Consider the following 16,124-nt stretch of genomic DNA (forward strand, 5'->3'; position numbering starts at 1 on the left):
CGTTGGTGCGTCGGCCCGTGGTTTCACGTGAAACACGATGTTTCACGTGAAACATGGCGTCGATGCCCTCACTGTCCCTAATGGGGCGTGATGCCCGAAGGAAACCGCCCGCCCCCGGCACGAGGCCGGAAGCGGGCGGGCCCGGAGTACGGGCGGGGTGCCAGGAGAGCGGCTGACCGTGGGGGCCTTAGAACCACCCTCCGGGATTCCCGTCCTCGTTGCCCTCGCTCTCCCCTGGCTCGGGCGGCGGCTCCGAGGTGGGATCCCCACCTCCTGGGTCACCCGAGCCGTTCTCATTGCCCTCGTTGTCGTTGCCGCCGTTCTCGTTCTCGCGGCACTCCCAGTCGAGCGGCCGACAGGTCGACGAGGGGTCGGGCTCCGGAGTGTTCGAGGGCTGGTCCGCGCTCGGCGTCGGACTGGGCGTCCCGTCCTCCTTCTCCGTCTCGGTCGGACTGGGCGTCGGGCTCGGTTCCGGCTCGCCGACGATCGTGCCGAGTTCGGAGGGCTCCGGGAACTGCTGCGGGGTCTTGCCCTTCATCGCCGACAGCATGTACTCGGTCCAGATCTCGGCCGGGAACGAGGCACCGTGGATCGACTTCTGATCACCGGTCCCGTACATCTCCAGGAACTTCTGGTTCTTCGCCTGGTCGTCCACACGGAACATGCCGATGGCGGTGGAGAGCTGCCGGGTGTAGCCGGCGAACCACGCGGACTTGTTGCCGTCGGTCGTACCGGTCTTGCCGGCCGTCGGCCACTGGGCGTCGACCGGCTTGGCGGCCGTACCGGTGCCCTCCTGGACGACGGTGCGCAGGACGTCGGTGACGTTGTCCGCGACGTCCGCCGGGATGCCCTGCTTCACCTTGGCGACGGAGTCGTGGTTCCAGACCTCGCCGTCCTTGGCCTCGATGGACTCCACCGAGTACGGGTCGACCTGCTTACCGCTGGCCGCGTACGTGGCGTACGCACCCGCGAGGCGGATGGCGCTGGGCGCCGAGGTGCCGAGGGCGAAGGAGGGGCTGCGCCAGCCGGGCAGGTTGTCCTTCTTGATCCCGGCGGCCTCGGCGGTCTCGCGGACCTTGTCGAGGCCGACGTCCATCGCGAGCTGGATGTACGGCGTGTTGGTCGAGAACTGCATCGCGGTCCTCAGGTCGATGTCGCCCTTCGACTCATCACCGTCGTTGCGCTGATGCCACTCCTCATCCTTCTCGTTCCGCCAGACCGAACCGTCGTAGTTCTTCACCTTCAGCTTGTTGTCGCCGTCGTAGATGCTCTTCGGCGACACGATGGTCCGCTGTTCGGGCGTCTGCTCGGGGGGCAGGTCCGGGTTCCGGATGCCGTACTCCATCGCCGCCGAGAGGACGAACGGCTTGAAGGTCGAACCGACCTGGACACCGGTGTAGTCGGCGTTGTTGGTGAAGTGCACCGTGGCGTCGGAGCCGCCGTAGATCGCCTTGATCTTGCCGGTCTTGGGCTCGACCGAAGCGCCACCGAACTGGACGTGCTTGTCCGTCTCCGGCCGCTTCTTCGGGTCGATGTTCGCGTCCTCCACCTTCTCGACGGCCTTGGTGAGGGCCGCCATCTTCTTCCTGTCGAAGGTGGTGTGGATCTTGTAGCCGCCACGGTCCAGCTCGGTCCGGCTGATGTCTGTGTTGGCGACGATGTAGTTGTCCGCCAGGTCCGTCAGGTAGCCGATCTGACCTGCCTTGTTGGTGGCCGGCTTCGGCGGATCGGGCCGGGGGAATCCCTTGGCGAGTATCTCCTCGCGCTCCGCCTGCGGCAGTTCGCCGATCTCGACCATGCGGCGAAGGGCGAACTTCCACCGGTTGGTGGCCCGCTCCGTGTTCTCCTTCGCCGAGGCACCGGGCCCCTGGCCGCCCGCCGGGTCGTAGAGGTTCGGGCCGTTGAGGGTGGCCGCCAGGAAAGCCGACTCGCTGGTGTCGAGTTCGAGGGCGGGCTTTCCGTAGTAGGCACGCGCCGCAGCCTCGATGCCGTACGCCCCCCGGCCGTAGTAGGCGGTGTTCAGGTAGCCCGCGAGGATCTGCTCCTTGGACTCGACACCACCCACCTTCACCGAGATCAGCAGCTCCGTGACCTTGCGCTTGAGCGTCTGCTCCTGGCTGAGGTACGTGTTCTTGACGTACTGCTGAGTGATGGTCGAACCACTCTGGGTACTGCCGCCCATCGCCATGTTGAAGACGGCGCGCGCGATACCCATCGGGTCGACGCCGCTGTCGTCCCAGAACGTGGCGTTCTCCGCGGCGACCACCGCGTTCTGCATCGACTCCGGGATCTCCTCGATGTCGACGATCTGGCGGTTCTTGTCACCCCCGCCCGCGATCACCATCTGGGTGCTGTCGGACCAGTAGTAGACGTTCTTCTGGACGTTCGCCGTCTTCTGCGCGTCCGGGATGTCCACCATGGCCAGCCCTATGCCGGCGCTCGCCAGCAGCAGGCCGAAGAAGCCTAGGCAGGTTCCGGTGACCTGCTTCCACGAGGGCACGAAACGGCGCCAGCCGTACTTCCCCGCGCGGGGATAGTCGATGAAGCGCTTCTTCTCGGGCTCGCGGCCCCGGCCACGGCCGCCTTCGGCCCCGCCGCCCCCACGGCGGCCGCCTCCGCGGCCGCCGCCTGCCCCGGCGCCATGTCCGGCGCTGTTGTCGGCAGCCCTGCGACGGCCGCCCTTGGCCGCCTTGCGCGCCTCGGCGCGGCCCCCGTAGGGACGGCCCTCGCCCTCGGAACCGAACGAGGCGGAAGGCGCATGAGTGGCGCCACGCGGCGCAGCACGGCGGCCTGACTGGCTGCGCCGGGCGGCGGCACGTCCGCCGCCCTGCTGCTGCGGCGGTTTGCGACGATGCTCGCTCATCGAACGACTACTCCTCGGACAGGCGCGGATTCGCGCGCCTGGAACGGCAGCTGATTGTCGGTCCCCCCGACGCCCGGACGCGCTTCCTTGCGGTGGCTGTCCACACGGTGTCCGGGCACGCCCCTATTGCTGACGCCACCTGGCGCCACATAGTTCCCGGCGGTCTGCATGCCGCACAGACTACGCACCGTCAAAACCACCCCGGCAGCGAAGTTCACCCCAAATCAGGCAACTCCGGTACGTCGTTTCAGTGATGTGACGCCGTTCACCGTGGCCCCACTTGTCCAACCCCTGACCTCGATCTATCGTCGGGATGTATCGAGTCGATACATCAGCTCGGCATAAAGACCGGCGAGGGCACCACACGGCGGCGGAGAGGCGGACATGAGCAGACGCTCCGGCATCCTTGAGTTCGCCGTCCTCGGACTGCTGCGTGAGTCCCCGATGCACGGCTACGAGCTGCGGAAACGACTCAATACCTCGCTCGGGATCTTCCGCGCCTTCAGCTACGGCACGCTCTATCCGTGCCTGAAAACGCTGGTGGCCAACGGCTGGTTGATCGAGGAGTCCAGCGGTCCGCCCGAGGACGCCCCCGCGGCGCCCCTCACCGGCCGCCGGGCCAAGATCGTCTACCGGCTCACCGCGGAAGGTAAGGAGCACTTCGAGGATCTGCTCTCGCAGACCGGTCCCGACGCCTATGAGGACGAGCACTTCGCCGCCCGCTTCGCCTTCTTCGGCCAGACGTCGCGCGATGTCCGCATGCGAGTGCTCGAAGGCCGGCGCAGCCGGCTGGAGGAGCGGCTGGAGAAGATGCGGGCCTCACTGGCCCGTACCAGGGAGCGCCTCGACGACTACACCCTCGAACTCCAACGGCACGGAATGGAGTCCGTGGAGCGCGAGGTGCGCTGGCTGAACGAGCTGATCGAGAGCGAACGGTCGGGCCGCCGGCGGCGTACCGGCCAGGACGGCTCACCTCAGCAGGGCACATCCGGAGAGAAGGACGATCTGCCCCGGTCGGGGGAGACCTCCCGCCCGGATTCGTCCGACGACACCGCCACATGAGTCCCGGCACTCCGCAGGGCCTCATCGGGAACACCGAGAACACACAGGGAGCAACCGGAATGGGTTCGGTTCGCGTAGCCATCGTCGGCGTGGGCAACTGCGCCGCCTCGCTGGTGCAGGGCGTCGAGTACTACAAGGACGCAGACCCGGACAGCAAGGTCCCGGGCCTCATGCATGTCCAGTTCGGCGACTACCACGTCAGCGACGTCGAGTTCGTCGCCGCGTTCGACGTGGATGCCAAGAAGGTCGGCCTGGACCTCGCCGACGCCATCGGCGCCAGCGAGAACAACACGATCAAGATCTGCGACGTGCCGAACTCCGGCGTGACCGTCCAGCGCGGCCACACCCTGGACGGCCTCGGCCGGTACTACCGCGAGACGATCGAGGAGTCCGCCGAGGAGCCGGCCGACATCGTCCAGACCCTCAAGGACCGCCAGGTCGACGTCCTCGTCTGCTACCTGCCGGTGGGTTCCGAGGACGCAGCGAAGTACTACGCGCAGTGCGCCATCGACGCCAAGGTCGCGTTCGTCAACGCCCTCCCGGTCTTCATCGCGGGGACCAAGGAGTGGGCGGACAAGTTCACCGAGGCCGGGGTCCCGATCGTCGGTGACGACATCAAGTCCCAGGTCGGCGCCACGATCACGCACCGCGTGATGGCGAAGCTCTTCGAGGACCGGGGCGTCATCCTGGACCGCACGATGCAGCTCAACGTCGGCGGCAACATGGACTTCAAGAACATGCTGGAGCGCGACCGCCTGGAGTCGAAGAAGATCTCCAAGACGCAGGCCGTCACCTCGCAGATCCGCGACCGCGACCTGGGCGCCGACAACGTCCACATCGGCCCGTCGGACTACGTGGCCTGGCTGGACGACCGCAAGTGGGCCTACGTCCGCCTGGAAGGCCGCGCCTTCGGTGACGTCCCGCTGAACCTGGAGTACAAGCTGGAGGTCTGGGACTCCCCGAACTCCGCCGGTGTCATCATCGACGCCGTCCGCGCCGCGAAGATCGCCAAGGACCGGGGCATCGGCGGCCCCATCCTCTCCGCGAGCAGCTACTTCATGAAGTCCCCGCCCGTCCAGTACTTCGACGACGAGGCCCACGCCAACGTCGAGAAGTTCATCAAGGGCGAGGTCGAGCGCTGAGCCGTGAGCCAGCCGTGAGCCGCGAGGCTCCGAGCCGTCGTTCCCGCCCCTTCCCAGGGGCGCAGAGCCGGACATGACGGGCGGCCCTCCTTCGGGGAGGGCCGCCCCTCCGCGCGTCGCCCCGCTCCAGGCCCGGCCGGGGGGCGCTTGCCCCGGGCGCCCGGCCAAGTCACCACCGCTCGTGCGAGGCTGACCCCATGGCTGTCGTCGGTGACCTGCGAGTACTCCTGCGCGTGCGGGACTTCCGGCGGCTGCTCACCGTCCGCCTCCTCTCCCAGGCGGCCGACGGCGTCTTCCAGGTGGCCCTCGCCGCCTACGTCGTCTTCTCCCCCGAGAAGCAGACCTCCGCCGCCGCCATCGCCTCGGCCATGGCGGTGCTCCTCCTCCCGTACTCCCTGATCGGCCCCTTCGCCGGGGTCCTCCTCGACCGCTGGCGCCGCCGCCAGGTCTTCCTCTACGGAAATCTGCTCCGCGCCGCCCTCGCCGCGCTGACCGCCGTGCTGATGGTCACCGGCGTGCCCGACTGGCTCTTCTACGTGGCCGCCCTCTGCGTGACCGCGATCAACCGGTTCGTCCTCGCCGGGCTCTCGGCGGCGCTGCCCCGCGTGGTCGCCCGCGAGAAGCTGGTCATCGCCAACGCGCTCTCGCCGACCGCGGGAACGCTCGCCGCCACCGCCGGCGGGGGCCTCGCCTTCCTGGTCAGGCTGCTCGTCTCGGACTCCGACGCGGCGGTGCTGCTGCTCGGCGGGGCGCTCTACCTCGCCTCCGCCGTCGCCTCCCTCACCCTGGCCGTCCCCCTGCTCGGCCCCGACCCGGACCAGCTCCAGCACCTGCGCACGGCGGTCGCGGGGACGGCCCGGGGGCTCGTCGCCGGGGTACGCCATCTGCGCGAGCCCGGCCGGCGGGGTGCCGCGCGGGCACTGGCGGGGATGGCGGCCATGCGGTTCTGCTACGGCGCGCTCACCGTCTTGCTCCTCATGCTGTGCCGGTACGCCTGGTCCGCCGACGAGGACGAAGGGCTCGCGCTCCTCGCAGTCGCGGTGGCGGTCTCCGGCGCCGGGTTCTTCGTCGCCGCGCTGGTCACCCCCTCGACCGTCCGGCGGCTCGGGGCGACGGGGTGGATCGTGGCCTGTGCCGCCGCGGCGGGCGTGCTGGAACTGGCCCTGGGGCTCACCTTCGCGCCCGTGCCGCTGCTGGCCGGGGCCTTCGTGCTCGGGGTGGCCACGCAGGGGGCGAAGATCGCCACGGACACCATCGTGCAGGCCTCGGTCGCGGACGACTTCCGCGGGCGGATCTTCTCGGTCTACGACGTCCTCTTCAACGTCGCCTTCGTGGCCGCGGCAGGGGTCTCCGCGCTTCTGCTGCCCGCCGACGGGAGGTCGCCCGGACTGGTGGTCCTGGTGGCTCTGGTCTACGGAGCGGTTGCGGTGCTGATGACCCGTTTTGACCGGCAGTAAGTGTCACATCAGTGCTACGGAGCCCCAGTTGGCTTCTCCCCTGTCGGTGCGGCCGGTTAGCTTACGCACGTCTTATCGCACCGAGGCCACACCTCGTTTTCCACAGGGGGACCCCCAAGTGACCACTCCGCCGCCCCAGGGCCAGAACCCGTACGGCCAGCAGCCTCCGCAGGGCGAGAACCCTTACAGCCAGCAGCCGGCCGCCCCGGGCCAGCCGCAGCAGGGCGTCCCCCCGCAGGGCGTGCCGCCGCAGGGCTTCCCCCAGCAGGGCCCCTACGCGGCCCCCGGCATGCCCGGCGCCGCTCCGGAGCCGCCGCGCCGCAACAAGAAGAACATCGTGCGGATCGTCGGCGCCTGCGTCGTGCTCGCCGTCATCGCCGGCGGCTGGCTGGCCAGCCGTGACGACGCCAAGACCGCCGCGGTGGGCGACTGCATGCACCGGGGCAACGACGACGACAACAACCCGGACCTGGAGGTCGTGGAGTGCGGCTCCGGCCAGGCCGAGTACAAGGTCCTCGCCAAGATCGAGGGCAAGTTCACCGGCATGATCGCCCAGTCCAAGTGCGAGGCCGAGGCGAAGGGCTTCAAGTACGCCTACACGGAGACCGGGGACAGCAAGAGCTTCGTCCTCTGCCTGGACGACGCCTGATCCCCAGCCGGTCCCGCCCCGTCGACCGCGGTTGTTTCACGTGAAACATCGCATGCGGAAGACAAGGGACACCGCTGACTTACTCCGGCATCGGCGAAGGGGCGGCATGTTTCACGTGAAACATGCCGCCCCTTCGTGCTCTCCGGTGCCCTGGGGCGCTCAGCTCTGCGCGGCCCACCACTCCTTGAGCGCGGCCGCGGCCGCCTCCTCCCCCATGGGGCCGTTCTCCAGCCGCTGGTCGAGCAGGAAGGCGTATGCCTTGCCGATCACCGGCCCGGGGCCCACGCCGAGGATCCGCATGATCTGGTTGCCGTCGAGGTCGGGCCGGATGGCGTCCAGCTCCTCCTGCTCCTGAAGCTGGGCGATGCGCTCCTCCAGGCCGTCGTAGGCCCGCGAGAGCGCCGCAGCCTTGCGCTTGTTCCGAGTGGTGCAGTCGGAACGGGTCAGCTTGTGGAGGCGGGTGAGCTGGGGGCCCGCGTCCCGGACGTACCGGCGGACCGCGGAGTCGGTCCACTCGCCGGTGCCGTAGCCGTGGAAGCGCAGGTGCAGCTCCACCAGCCGGGAGACGTCCTTGACGAGGTCGTTGGCGTACTTGAGCGCCGTCATGCGCTTCTTCACCATCTTGGCGCCGACCACCTCGTGGTGGTGGAAGGAGACCCGGCCGTCCTTCTCGAAGCGGCGGGTGCGCGGCTTGCCGATGTCGTGGAGCAGCGCGGCCAGCCGGAGGGTCAGGTCGGGCCCGTCCTCCTCCAGGTCGATGGCCTGCTCCAGCACGGTCAGGCTGTGCTCGTAGACGTCCTTGTGACGGTGATGCTCGTCACTCTCCAGCCGCAGCTCCGGCAGCTCCGGGAGCACGTGCGCGGCGAGCCCGGTGTCGACGAGCAGGGTGAGGCCCTTGCGGGGGTGGGTGGAGAGCAGAAGCTTGTTCAGTTCGTCGCGGACCCGCTCGGCGGAGACGATGGTGATCCGCTCGGCCATCTCCGCCATGGCGGTGACCACCTCGGGCGCCACGTCGAAGTCGAGCTGCGCGGCGAACCGCGCGGCGCGCATCATCCGGAGCGGGTCGTCCGAGAAGGATGCCTCGGGCGTCCCGGGCGTCCGCAGCACCTGGGCCGCCAGGTCCTCCAGGCCGCCGTACGGGTCGATGAACTCCTTCCGCGGGAGCGCCACCGCCATGGCGTTCACCGTGAAATCGCGGCGGACCAGGTCGTCCTCGATCGAGTCGCCGTAGGAGACCTCCGGCTTGCGCGAGGTGCGGTCGTACGCCTCCGAGCGGTACGTGGTGATCTCGATCTCGAAGGTGAGCTCCTCGTCCCCCACGACGGCCCGCTTCTGGCAGCCGACCGTTCCGAAGGCGATGCCGACCTCCCAGACGGCGTCCGCCCACGGCCGGACGATCCTCAGGACCTGTTCCGGCCGGGCGTCGGTCGTGAAGTCCAGGTCGTTGCCCAGCCGCCCGAGCAACGCGTCCCGGACCGAGCCGCCCACCAGGGCGAGGGAGTGTCCGGCCTCCTCGAAGCGACGGGCTAGGTCGTCCGCGGCGGGGGAGACGCGCAGCAGTTCGCTCACAGCGCGGCGCTGCGCCTGGCTCAGTTCACGGGGCTTGTCTTCGTTGGCGTTCGGCACAACAGAAAAGGGTACGTGCCCGCGTCGGCGCGGGCCGACCCGTTTCCGGGCGGGCGCCTGAGCGATGATCCTCTGGAGCACTCCCCGGCACTTCGGCTCAGTTCGCATCGTTACGATGCCTGGACGCATCACCCGACAACCACCGACCGAGCTGACGAACAAGGGACGGACGAGCGCGTGGCCGAGGCGGCAGACATCCCGAGGACCGGCCCGTCAGCAGCCCGCAGGTGGCTCGGCCGGGGCGCGGCCCTCCTCGCCGGTACAGCCCTGTTCGGCGGAGTGCTCCAGGTCCCGGCGGCCCAGGCCGCCACCGCCCCGCGGATGCCCGCCGCCGAGACCCAGGCGCGCACCGCGCAGCCGGTCTCCGTCTCCCTCGACTCGTTCGCCCCGGCCGCGCCGGTCAAGGGCGACCGCCTGACGATCACGGGCACGGTCACCAACCAGAGCAAGCGGACGATCACCGACGCCCATGTCGGCCTCCGGGTCGGCCCGGTCCTCAACGGCCGCAGTGCCATCGATCACGCCGCCCGCCGGGACGGCTTCTCCCCGGGCGCCGACGGCGTGGAGATCGAGGGCAAGTACGCCCAGGAGGTCGACTCGCTCGCCGCGGGCCGGTCGCTGCCGTTCCGCCTCTCGGTCCCGGTCGACGACCTCGACCTCGACGGCAACGGGATCTACCAGCTCGGTGTCTCGCTGAGCGGGCAGACGGCCGCCCAGCCGTACGAGCAGGTGCAGGGCATCGCGCGGACCTTCCTGCCGTGGCAGCCGAAGGCGACCGGCGGCCAGACCTCGCTCACGATGATGTGGCCGCTCATCTCCACCTCGCACCTCACCGCGGAGACCGCCTCCGACGAGGAGCAGACACCGGTCTTCGAGGACGACGCCCTCGCCGAGGAGATCGCCCCGGGCGGCCGGCTGGAGCGCATGGTCGCCCTCGGCCGGGAGCTCGACATCACCTGGGTCGTCGATCCCGACCTGCTGGCCTCCGTCGACGCGATGCGTGACGGCTACCAGGTGCGCGACGCGGACGGCACCGCCCGCCCGGGCAACGACCGGAACAAGAAGCTCGCGACCGACTGGCTCGCCTCCGTGGAGAGCGCGGTGGCGGGCAAGAAGATCGTCGCCCTCCCCTACGCCGACCCCGACCTCGCCTCGATCGCCCACCGGGGCAAGAACGTCTCCGGGTCGCTCGGGCGGCTGAAGGACGCCACCGACGTGGCCGCCAGCACCGTGGAGACGGTCCTCCACGTCAAGCCCAGCACCGACTTCGCCTGGCCGGTGGACGGCGCGGTCAGCCCCTCCATCATCGACGTGGCGACCTCGGCGGGCGCGCGGAACGTGATCGCCCGCAGCGACAGCATGCGGGAGGCCGGGAGCCTCACGTACACCCCGTCGGCGGCGCGGCCGATCGGTGGCGGGACGACGGCCGTGGTGGCCGACGGCCGGCTCTCCACCGTCTTCCAGGGCGACATGACGAAGGCCGGCAACGCGACCCTCGCCGTGCAGCGTTTCGTGGCGCAGACCCTGATGACGACGCTCCAGGACGAGGGGAACGAGCGCAGCCTCGTCGTCGCTCCGCAGCGCATGCCGACCGCCAGCCAGGCCCGGACGATGGCGGAGGCGCTGCGGGCCCTGGACGACGAGCGGTGGACCACCCCGCAGAACCTCACGGCGGCGGCGAAGGCCGAGCCGGACCCGCGCGCGACCTCCCGGGTGCCGGGGAACGGCGCGTACCCTTCGGCGCTGCGCAAGCAGGAGCTGCCGAAGGCGGCGTTCGAGAAGATCAAGGAGACCCAGGAGAAGCTGGACCGCTTCAAGGTCATCCTCACCAACGAAGACCGCGTGGTGCCCCCGTTCGGCCGGGCCGTCGACCGGGAGATGTCCACCTCCTGGCGGGGACGGCCCAAGGAGGCGGAGCAGTTCCGCAAGGGGGTCTCGGAGTACCTGGACGACCTGATCGGGGGCGTCCAGCTCATCGAGAAGAGCGAGGCCAAGCTCTCCGGCCACAGCGCCACCATCCCGGTGACCGTGCAGAACAACCTTCTCCAAGGCGTCGAGAACCTGGTGCTGCGGCTCGAGTCCTCCAAGCCGACCCGGCTCAACATCGGCGAGGGGCGCTACCAGGACCAGCCGGTCAAGGTCTCCGGCGGCCACAGCCAGTCGGTGAAGTTCACGACCACCGCCAACGCCAACGGGCCGGTGCCGGTGAAGGCGCAGTTGTACACGGAGGACGGCCGGGCCTACGGCGCGCCCATCCGCTTCGACGTGAACGTCACGGAGTTCACGCCGACGGTGATGCTGGTCCTCGCGGGCGGCGTACTCTTGCTCGTCCTCGCCGGATTCCGGATGTACACCCAGCGCAAGCGGCAGGCGCGGGAGCTGGAGGAGCAGGGCGGGGCGCCGGGCGATCCGGGTCCCGGCACGGCGGACGAGGGGCAGGACGGGGACGGCGGCCCCGGGCAGCCGGGTGACCACGGCCCGGACACCGCTCCCGAAAGCCCGGAGCCCACCGGCCCGGGTGAGACAGTGGACCGCTGAGCAATGTCGTGGCCCGTGGGCCCGGGGACGATGAGGTGGGGTTAGACCATGAACGCGCCGTACAACGGTGACCGTGGCCAGCGCGCGGACGGCTCGGTGCCGCAGGGCGACCGGTCGGCCCCGCCGGAGCCCGGCGGGCCCACGGGCGAGGGGTTCCCCCAGCAGCCCGGGCCCGACCCCTATCTCCAGCACGCCTACGACCAGGACCCGTACCGGGCGCACGACCTGAGCGTCCAGGACCCGGTCGGCGAGGCCCTGTACGACCGGGCCGCGCACCCCCCGACGCCCGGCGGCCCCCCGGCGGCCCCGATGTACGGTCCGCCCCAGCCCGAGCAGCCGGCGCCCGACCCGCGGGTCTGGGCGCAGGCTCCCCCGCCGGAGCCGGCGGGCCCGGGCAAGCACCTGCCGTACGGGGACGCGACCGGAACGACGCAGTTCTTGGGAGTGGACGACCTCGTGTCCCAGGCCGGTCAGGAGCGTCACGAGCCCGACGCCTTCGCCCACCTCTACAAGGACCAGCAACAGAGCGGCGGCGGCCGCCCGCCCACCGACCCGCCCCCGCCGCAGGCCGACCCGGAGCCCGCTCCGGCGCCGAAGAAGCAGGGCAAGGCGGCCTCGCTGCTGAAGTCCAGCGCCATCATGGCCGCCGGCACCATGGTTTCCCGGCTGACCGGCTTCGTCCGCTCGCTGGTCATCACCGCGGCCCTCGGCGCGGCTCTGCTGGGTGACGCCTTCACGGTCGCCTACACCCTGCCGACGATGATCTACATCCTCACCGTCGGCGGCGGTCTGAACTCCGTCTTCGTCCCGCAGCTCGTACGGGCGATGAAGAACGACGAGGACGGCGGCGAGGCCTTCGCCAACCGGCTCCTCACCTTGGTGATGGTGGCGCTCGGCGCGATCGTCGCCCTGTCGGTCCTGGCGGCGCCACTTCTCGTCCACTTGATGTCGGACACGCTGGCCAGCCGCCCCGACGCCAACAACGTGGCGGTCGCCTTCGCCCGCTACTGCCTGCCCACGATCTTCTTCATGGGCGTCCACGTGGTGATGGGCCAAATCCTCAACGCACGCGGCAAGTTCGGCGCGATGATGTGGACACCGGTCCTCAACAACATCGTCATGATCGTCACGTTCGGCCTCTTCATCTGGGTCTACGGCACCTCCGCCGACTCCGGGATGACCGTCCAGACCATCCCCGACGAGGGCATCCGCCTGCTGGGCATCGGCACGCTGCTCGGGCTGATCGTCCAGGCCCTGGCGATGATCCCCTACCTGCGCGAGACGGGCTTCCGGTTCCGGCCGCGGTTCGACTGGAAGGGCCACGGGCTCGGCAAGACCGTCCGGCTCGCCAAGTGGACCGTCCTGTTCGTCCTCGCCAACCAGGCAGGCGTGCTCGCCGTCACCCAACTCGCCACCTCGGCCGGTGAGAAGTCCGGCGTCGACGGCGCGGGCATCCTGGCCTACTCCAACGCCCAGCTCATCTGGGGCATGCCGCAGGCCATCATCACCGTCTCGGTCATGGCGGCCCTGCTGCCCCGCATCTCCCGCGCCGCCAGCGACAACGACGTCGGCGCGGTCCGCGACGACATCTCGCAGGGCCTGCGCAACTCGGCCGTCGCCATCGTCCCGATCGCCTTCGGCTTCCTCGCGCTGGGCCTGCCCACGGCCACCCTGCTCTTCTCCTCCGCCGGACTTGAGGCGGCCCACTCGATGGGCTACATCCTCATGGCCTTCGCCCTCGGCCTCATCCCGTACTCCGTGCAGTACGTGGTGCTCCGCGGCTTCTACGCCTACGAGGACACCCGGACGCCCTTCTACAACACCGTGATCGTCGCCGCGGTCAACGCGGCGGCCTCGGGCCTCTGCTACCTCCTGCTGCCTTTCCGATGGGCCGTGGTCGGCATGGCCGCCTCCTACGGCCTGGCCTACGCGGTCGGTGTGGGTGTCGCCTGGAAGCGGCTGGCCAAGCGGCTCGGCGGCGACCTGGACGGGTCGCACGTGCTGCGGACCTACGCCCGGCTCATCGGCGCGGCCGTCCCCGCCTCGATCGCGGGCGGCGCGGTCTCCTTCGGCGTGATGCGGTGGCTCGGCAGCGGCGCCCTGGGCTCGCTGGCCGCTCTGGTCCTCGGTGGCGCGGTCCTGCTGGCGGTCTTCTTCGTCGCGGGCCGGAAGATGCGGATCAACGAGATCAACTCCCTGGTGGGGATGGTCCGCGGTCGTCTGGGACGCTGAGAGCGCACAACCATCAGCGGTGCCCGCGTGTCGTGCATAGCGACCGACTGTGGGCACAATTGGGTTTGGCGTCGTACGGAGTGCAACGGATGGGGAGGCAGGAACGACGGTGGCGGATCGGAGCACGGCTGCCGTCGACGTGGCCGACACCAGTGGTGAGGAACCGCTGACCGCCAAGGCGGGCGCGTCCACGGGCGACGGGAAGTCCCGGGAGCGGGATACGGCACCCGAAGACACAGAGGAGACCGGCCAGGCGGGCAGCTCCGCCACGGTCTCGGCCCCCGAGCTGCACAGCGGGCACAAACTCGCCAGACGCTACCGGCTGGAGGAGTGCCTCACCCGTCTGGACGGTTTCAGCAGCTGGCGGGCGGTGGACGAGAAGCTCCGGCGCGCCGTCGGCGTCCACCTGCTGCCCGCCGAGCACCCACGGGCCCGCTCCGTGCTGGCCGCCGCCCGCTCGGCGGCCCTCCTCGGCGACCCTCGGTTCGTCCAGGTCCTCGACGCCGTCGAGGAGGACGAGATCGTCTACGTGGTCCACGAGTGGCTGCCGGACGCCACCGAGCTGACCGCGCTCCTCGCCGCCGGGCCGCTGGAGGCGCACGACGTCTACCAGCTCGCCCAGCAGATCTCCCAGGCCATGGCGGCCGCCCACCGCGAGGGCCTCTCCCATCTGCGGCTCAACCCCGGGGCCGTGCTGCGCACCTCCACGGGCCAGTGGCGCATCCGCGGCCTCGCCGTCAACGCCGCCCTACGCGGCATCGACGTCGACAGCCCCCAGCGCACCGACACGGAGGCGATCGGCGCCCTCCTCTACGCCGCCCTGACTCAGCGCTGGCCGTACGAGGACGACGCCTACGGGCTCTCCGGCCTCCCCAAGGGCATGGGGCTCATCGCCCCCGACCAGGTGCGGGCAGGCGTGCACCGCGGCCTCTCCGAGCTGTCCATGCGCGCCCTGGTCAACGACGGGTCGACCGCCTCCCGCCAGGAGAGCCCCTGCACCACCCCCGACGAGCTGGTCCGGGCCATCTCCGAGATGCCCCGCATCCGCCCGCCGGAGCCGGTCTTCACCGCGCCCCCGGAGTACCAGCGGACCAGCTACCAGCAGGGCTCCTACGGCCGGCCCGCGCCGCGTGCCGCGCAGACCGCCCCGGTGGTCGTGCCACCGCCCCCGCTGCAGACCCGGACCGGCAAGGTCCTCAAGTGGGGCGTCGCCGCCCTGCTCATCGCCGCGCTCGGGCTCGGCAGCTGGCAGCTGGCGGACGCCCTGATGGACCGCGACACCGCCGACCAGCCGGAGACCAACCAGCCGGTGGACGCCACGGACGAGAAGCCGAAGACCGCCACCCACAAGATCACCGGCGCCGCCGAGTACGCGCCGGACGGCTCCCCGCAGAACGCCGCCTCCGTCAGCAACACCTACGACGGTGACAGCTCGACGTACTGGCGCTCCAGGAGCTTCGTGGACGGCCCCCGGCTCGCTCCCTACAAGGAGGGAGTCGGCATCGTCTACGACCTCGGCACCGAGAGGGATGTCTCCTCGGCGTCGATAGGGCTCCGGTACAGCGGCGACCGCACCACGGTGGAGCTCTACGCGGCGGGTTCCATGGACTCCGCCACCCCCGTCAGCTCCATGAGGAAGATCGGCACCGGCACCACCCGGTCCACCACGGCGAAGGTCGACGCCAAGGAGGCGGTGAAGACGCGGTACGTCGTGGTCTGGCTGACCCACGTCCCGCAGGCGCCGGGGGATCAGTACAGCGGATCCGGGTACAAGCAGGCGATCACGGATGTGAAACTCAAGGGCTGAGCGGGGCTCTGGGGGAAGGGTTCCACAGTGGACGAGGCCATATCCGAGGCGGCGGGCGACGCCGAGTTGCTCGCCGCCCACGTCGGCGGGGACCCGGACGCCTTCAGCCAGCTGGTCCGCCGCCACCGCGACCGTCTCTGGGCGGTGGCGATCCGGACCCTCGGCGACCGCGAGGAGGCGGCCGACGCCGTCCAGGACGCCCTGGTCTCGGCCTACCGCCGGGCCCACACCTTTCAGGGCCGGTCGGCGGTGACGACCTGGCTCCACCGGATCACCGTCAACGCCTGCCTCGACCGGGCCCGCAAGACGGCCTCCCGCCGCACCGCTCCCATGGACGATCCGGAGCGGCTGGAGCAGGTGCTGGAGCCGCACGAGTCGGCCGCCGCCCCGGCCGAGCGCGGCGACGTACGCCGTCAGCTCGCCGATGCCCTCGCCACCCTCGCCCCCGATCAGCGCGCCGCCCTCGTCCTCGTCGACATGCAGGGCTACCCGGTGGCGGAGGCCGCCCGCATCCTGGGCGTGCCCACGGGCACCGTGAAGAGCCGGTGCGCCCGGGGCCGGGCCAGGCTGCTGCCGCTCGTCAACCACCTACGCGCGGACTCCGCCTCACCGGACAGGGATAACGGCGCTGCTGAAGGGGGAAGGAACCGGACGCAGGGGGCATCCGTCCCACCAGCGGCAGGCCCGCGAGACACCGGGTCGGCGAATTCGGCTGCCATGAAGGGCGGAGGTGGGCGAGCGTGACATC

At 70.4% G+C, this 16,124-nt stretch carries 10 protein-coding genes; 8 read left to right on the forward strand and 2 right to left on the reverse strand.

Annotated elements, in window-relative coordinates; all coding sequences use genetic code 11:
• Positions 1 to 187: 187 nt before the first annotated feature.
• Positions 188 to 2,863, reverse strand: coding sequence for a transglycosylase domain-containing protein (locus ACFWMZ_RS22925; protein ID WP_383203797.1), 2,676 nt, complete (start codon positions 2,861 to 2,863; stop codon positions 188 to 190).
• A 384-nt stretch (positions 2,864 to 3,247) separates the two neighbouring features.
• Between ACFWMZ_RS22925 and ACFWMZ_RS22930 the strand changes: the two genes are divergently transcribed.
• The 4 genes from ACFWMZ_RS22930 (at position 3,248) to ACFWMZ_RS22945 (ending at position 7,173) form a co-directional block, all read left to right on the forward strand.
• Complete coding sequence (locus ACFWMZ_RS22930; RefSeq protein WP_383172959.1) at positions 3,248 to 3,925, forward strand: helix-turn-helix transcriptional regulator; 678 nt, start codon at positions 3,248 to 3,250, stop codon at positions 3,923 to 3,925.
• A gap of 59 nt (positions 3,926 to 3,984) precedes the next feature.
• Entirely contained in the window at positions 3,985 to 5,067 is a 1,083-nt protein-coding gene (locus tag ACFWMZ_RS22935) for an inositol-3-phosphate synthase (RefSeq protein WP_383172961.1), read from the forward strand.
• Positions 5,068 to 5,264: 197 nt separating this feature from the next.
• On the forward strand, positions 5,265 to 6,524 hold the full coding sequence (locus tag ACFWMZ_RS22940) for an MFS transporter (protein ID WP_383203800.1): 1,260 nt from the start codon (positions 5,265 to 5,267) through the stop codon (positions 6,522 to 6,524).
• Positions 6,525 to 6,642: 118 nt separating this feature from the next.
• On the forward strand, positions 6,643 to 7,173 hold the full coding sequence (locus ACFWMZ_RS22945) for a hypothetical protein (protein ID WP_383172967.1): 531 nt from the start codon (positions 6,643 to 6,645) through the stop codon (positions 7,171 to 7,173).
• A gap of 159 nt (positions 7,174 to 7,332) precedes the next feature.
• On the opposite strand, the gene ACFWMZ_RS22950 is transcribed toward ACFWMZ_RS22945, so the two are convergent.
• Positions 7,333 to 8,799 carry a CCA tRNA nucleotidyltransferase gene (locus ACFWMZ_RS22950; RefSeq protein ID WP_383172971.1) on the reverse strand — a complete coding sequence of 489 codons (1,467 nt, stop codon included), beginning with the start codon at positions 8,797 to 8,799 and terminating at the stop codon, positions 7,333 to 7,335.
• A 177-nt stretch (positions 8,800 to 8,976) separates the two neighbouring features.
• Here ACFWMZ_RS22950 and ACFWMZ_RS22955 point away from each other — a divergent pair, with 177 nt between their 5' ends.
• The 4 genes from ACFWMZ_RS22955 to sigM all read left to right on the forward strand — a co-directional run bounded on the left by ACFWMZ_RS22955 (position 8,977) and on the right by sigM (position 16,120).
• Complete coding sequence (locus tag ACFWMZ_RS22955) at positions 8,977 to 11,337, forward strand: DUF6049 family protein (RefSeq protein ID WP_383172974.1); 2,361 nt, start codon at positions 8,977 to 8,979, stop codon at positions 11,335 to 11,337.
• Between the two features lie 48 nt (positions 11,338 to 11,385).
• Positions 11,386 to 13,569: a murein biosynthesis integral membrane protein MurJ gene (murJ, locus tag ACFWMZ_RS22960; RefSeq protein ID WP_383172977.1), complete on the forward strand. Its 2,184-nt coding sequence runs from the start codon at positions 11,386 to 11,388 to the stop codon at positions 13,567 to 13,569.
• Between the two features lie 109 nt (positions 13,570 to 13,678).
• Complete coding sequence (locus ACFWMZ_RS22965; RefSeq protein WP_383172979.1) at positions 13,679 to 15,376, forward strand: protein kinase family protein; 1,698 nt, start codon at positions 13,679 to 13,681, stop codon at positions 15,374 to 15,376.
• Positions 15,377 to 15,403: 27 nt separating this feature from the next.
• Entirely contained in the window at positions 15,404 to 16,120 is a 717-nt protein-coding gene (gene sigM, locus ACFWMZ_RS22970) for an RNA polymerase sigma factor SigM (RefSeq protein WP_383172981.1), read from the forward strand.
• Positions 16,121 to 16,124 lie beyond the last annotated feature (4 nt).

The sequence above is a fragment of the Streptomyces sp. NPDC058373 genome (assembly GCF_042723275.1).
Classification (GTDB): domain Bacteria; phylum Actinomycetota; class Actinomycetes; order Streptomycetales; family Streptomycetaceae; genus Streptomyces.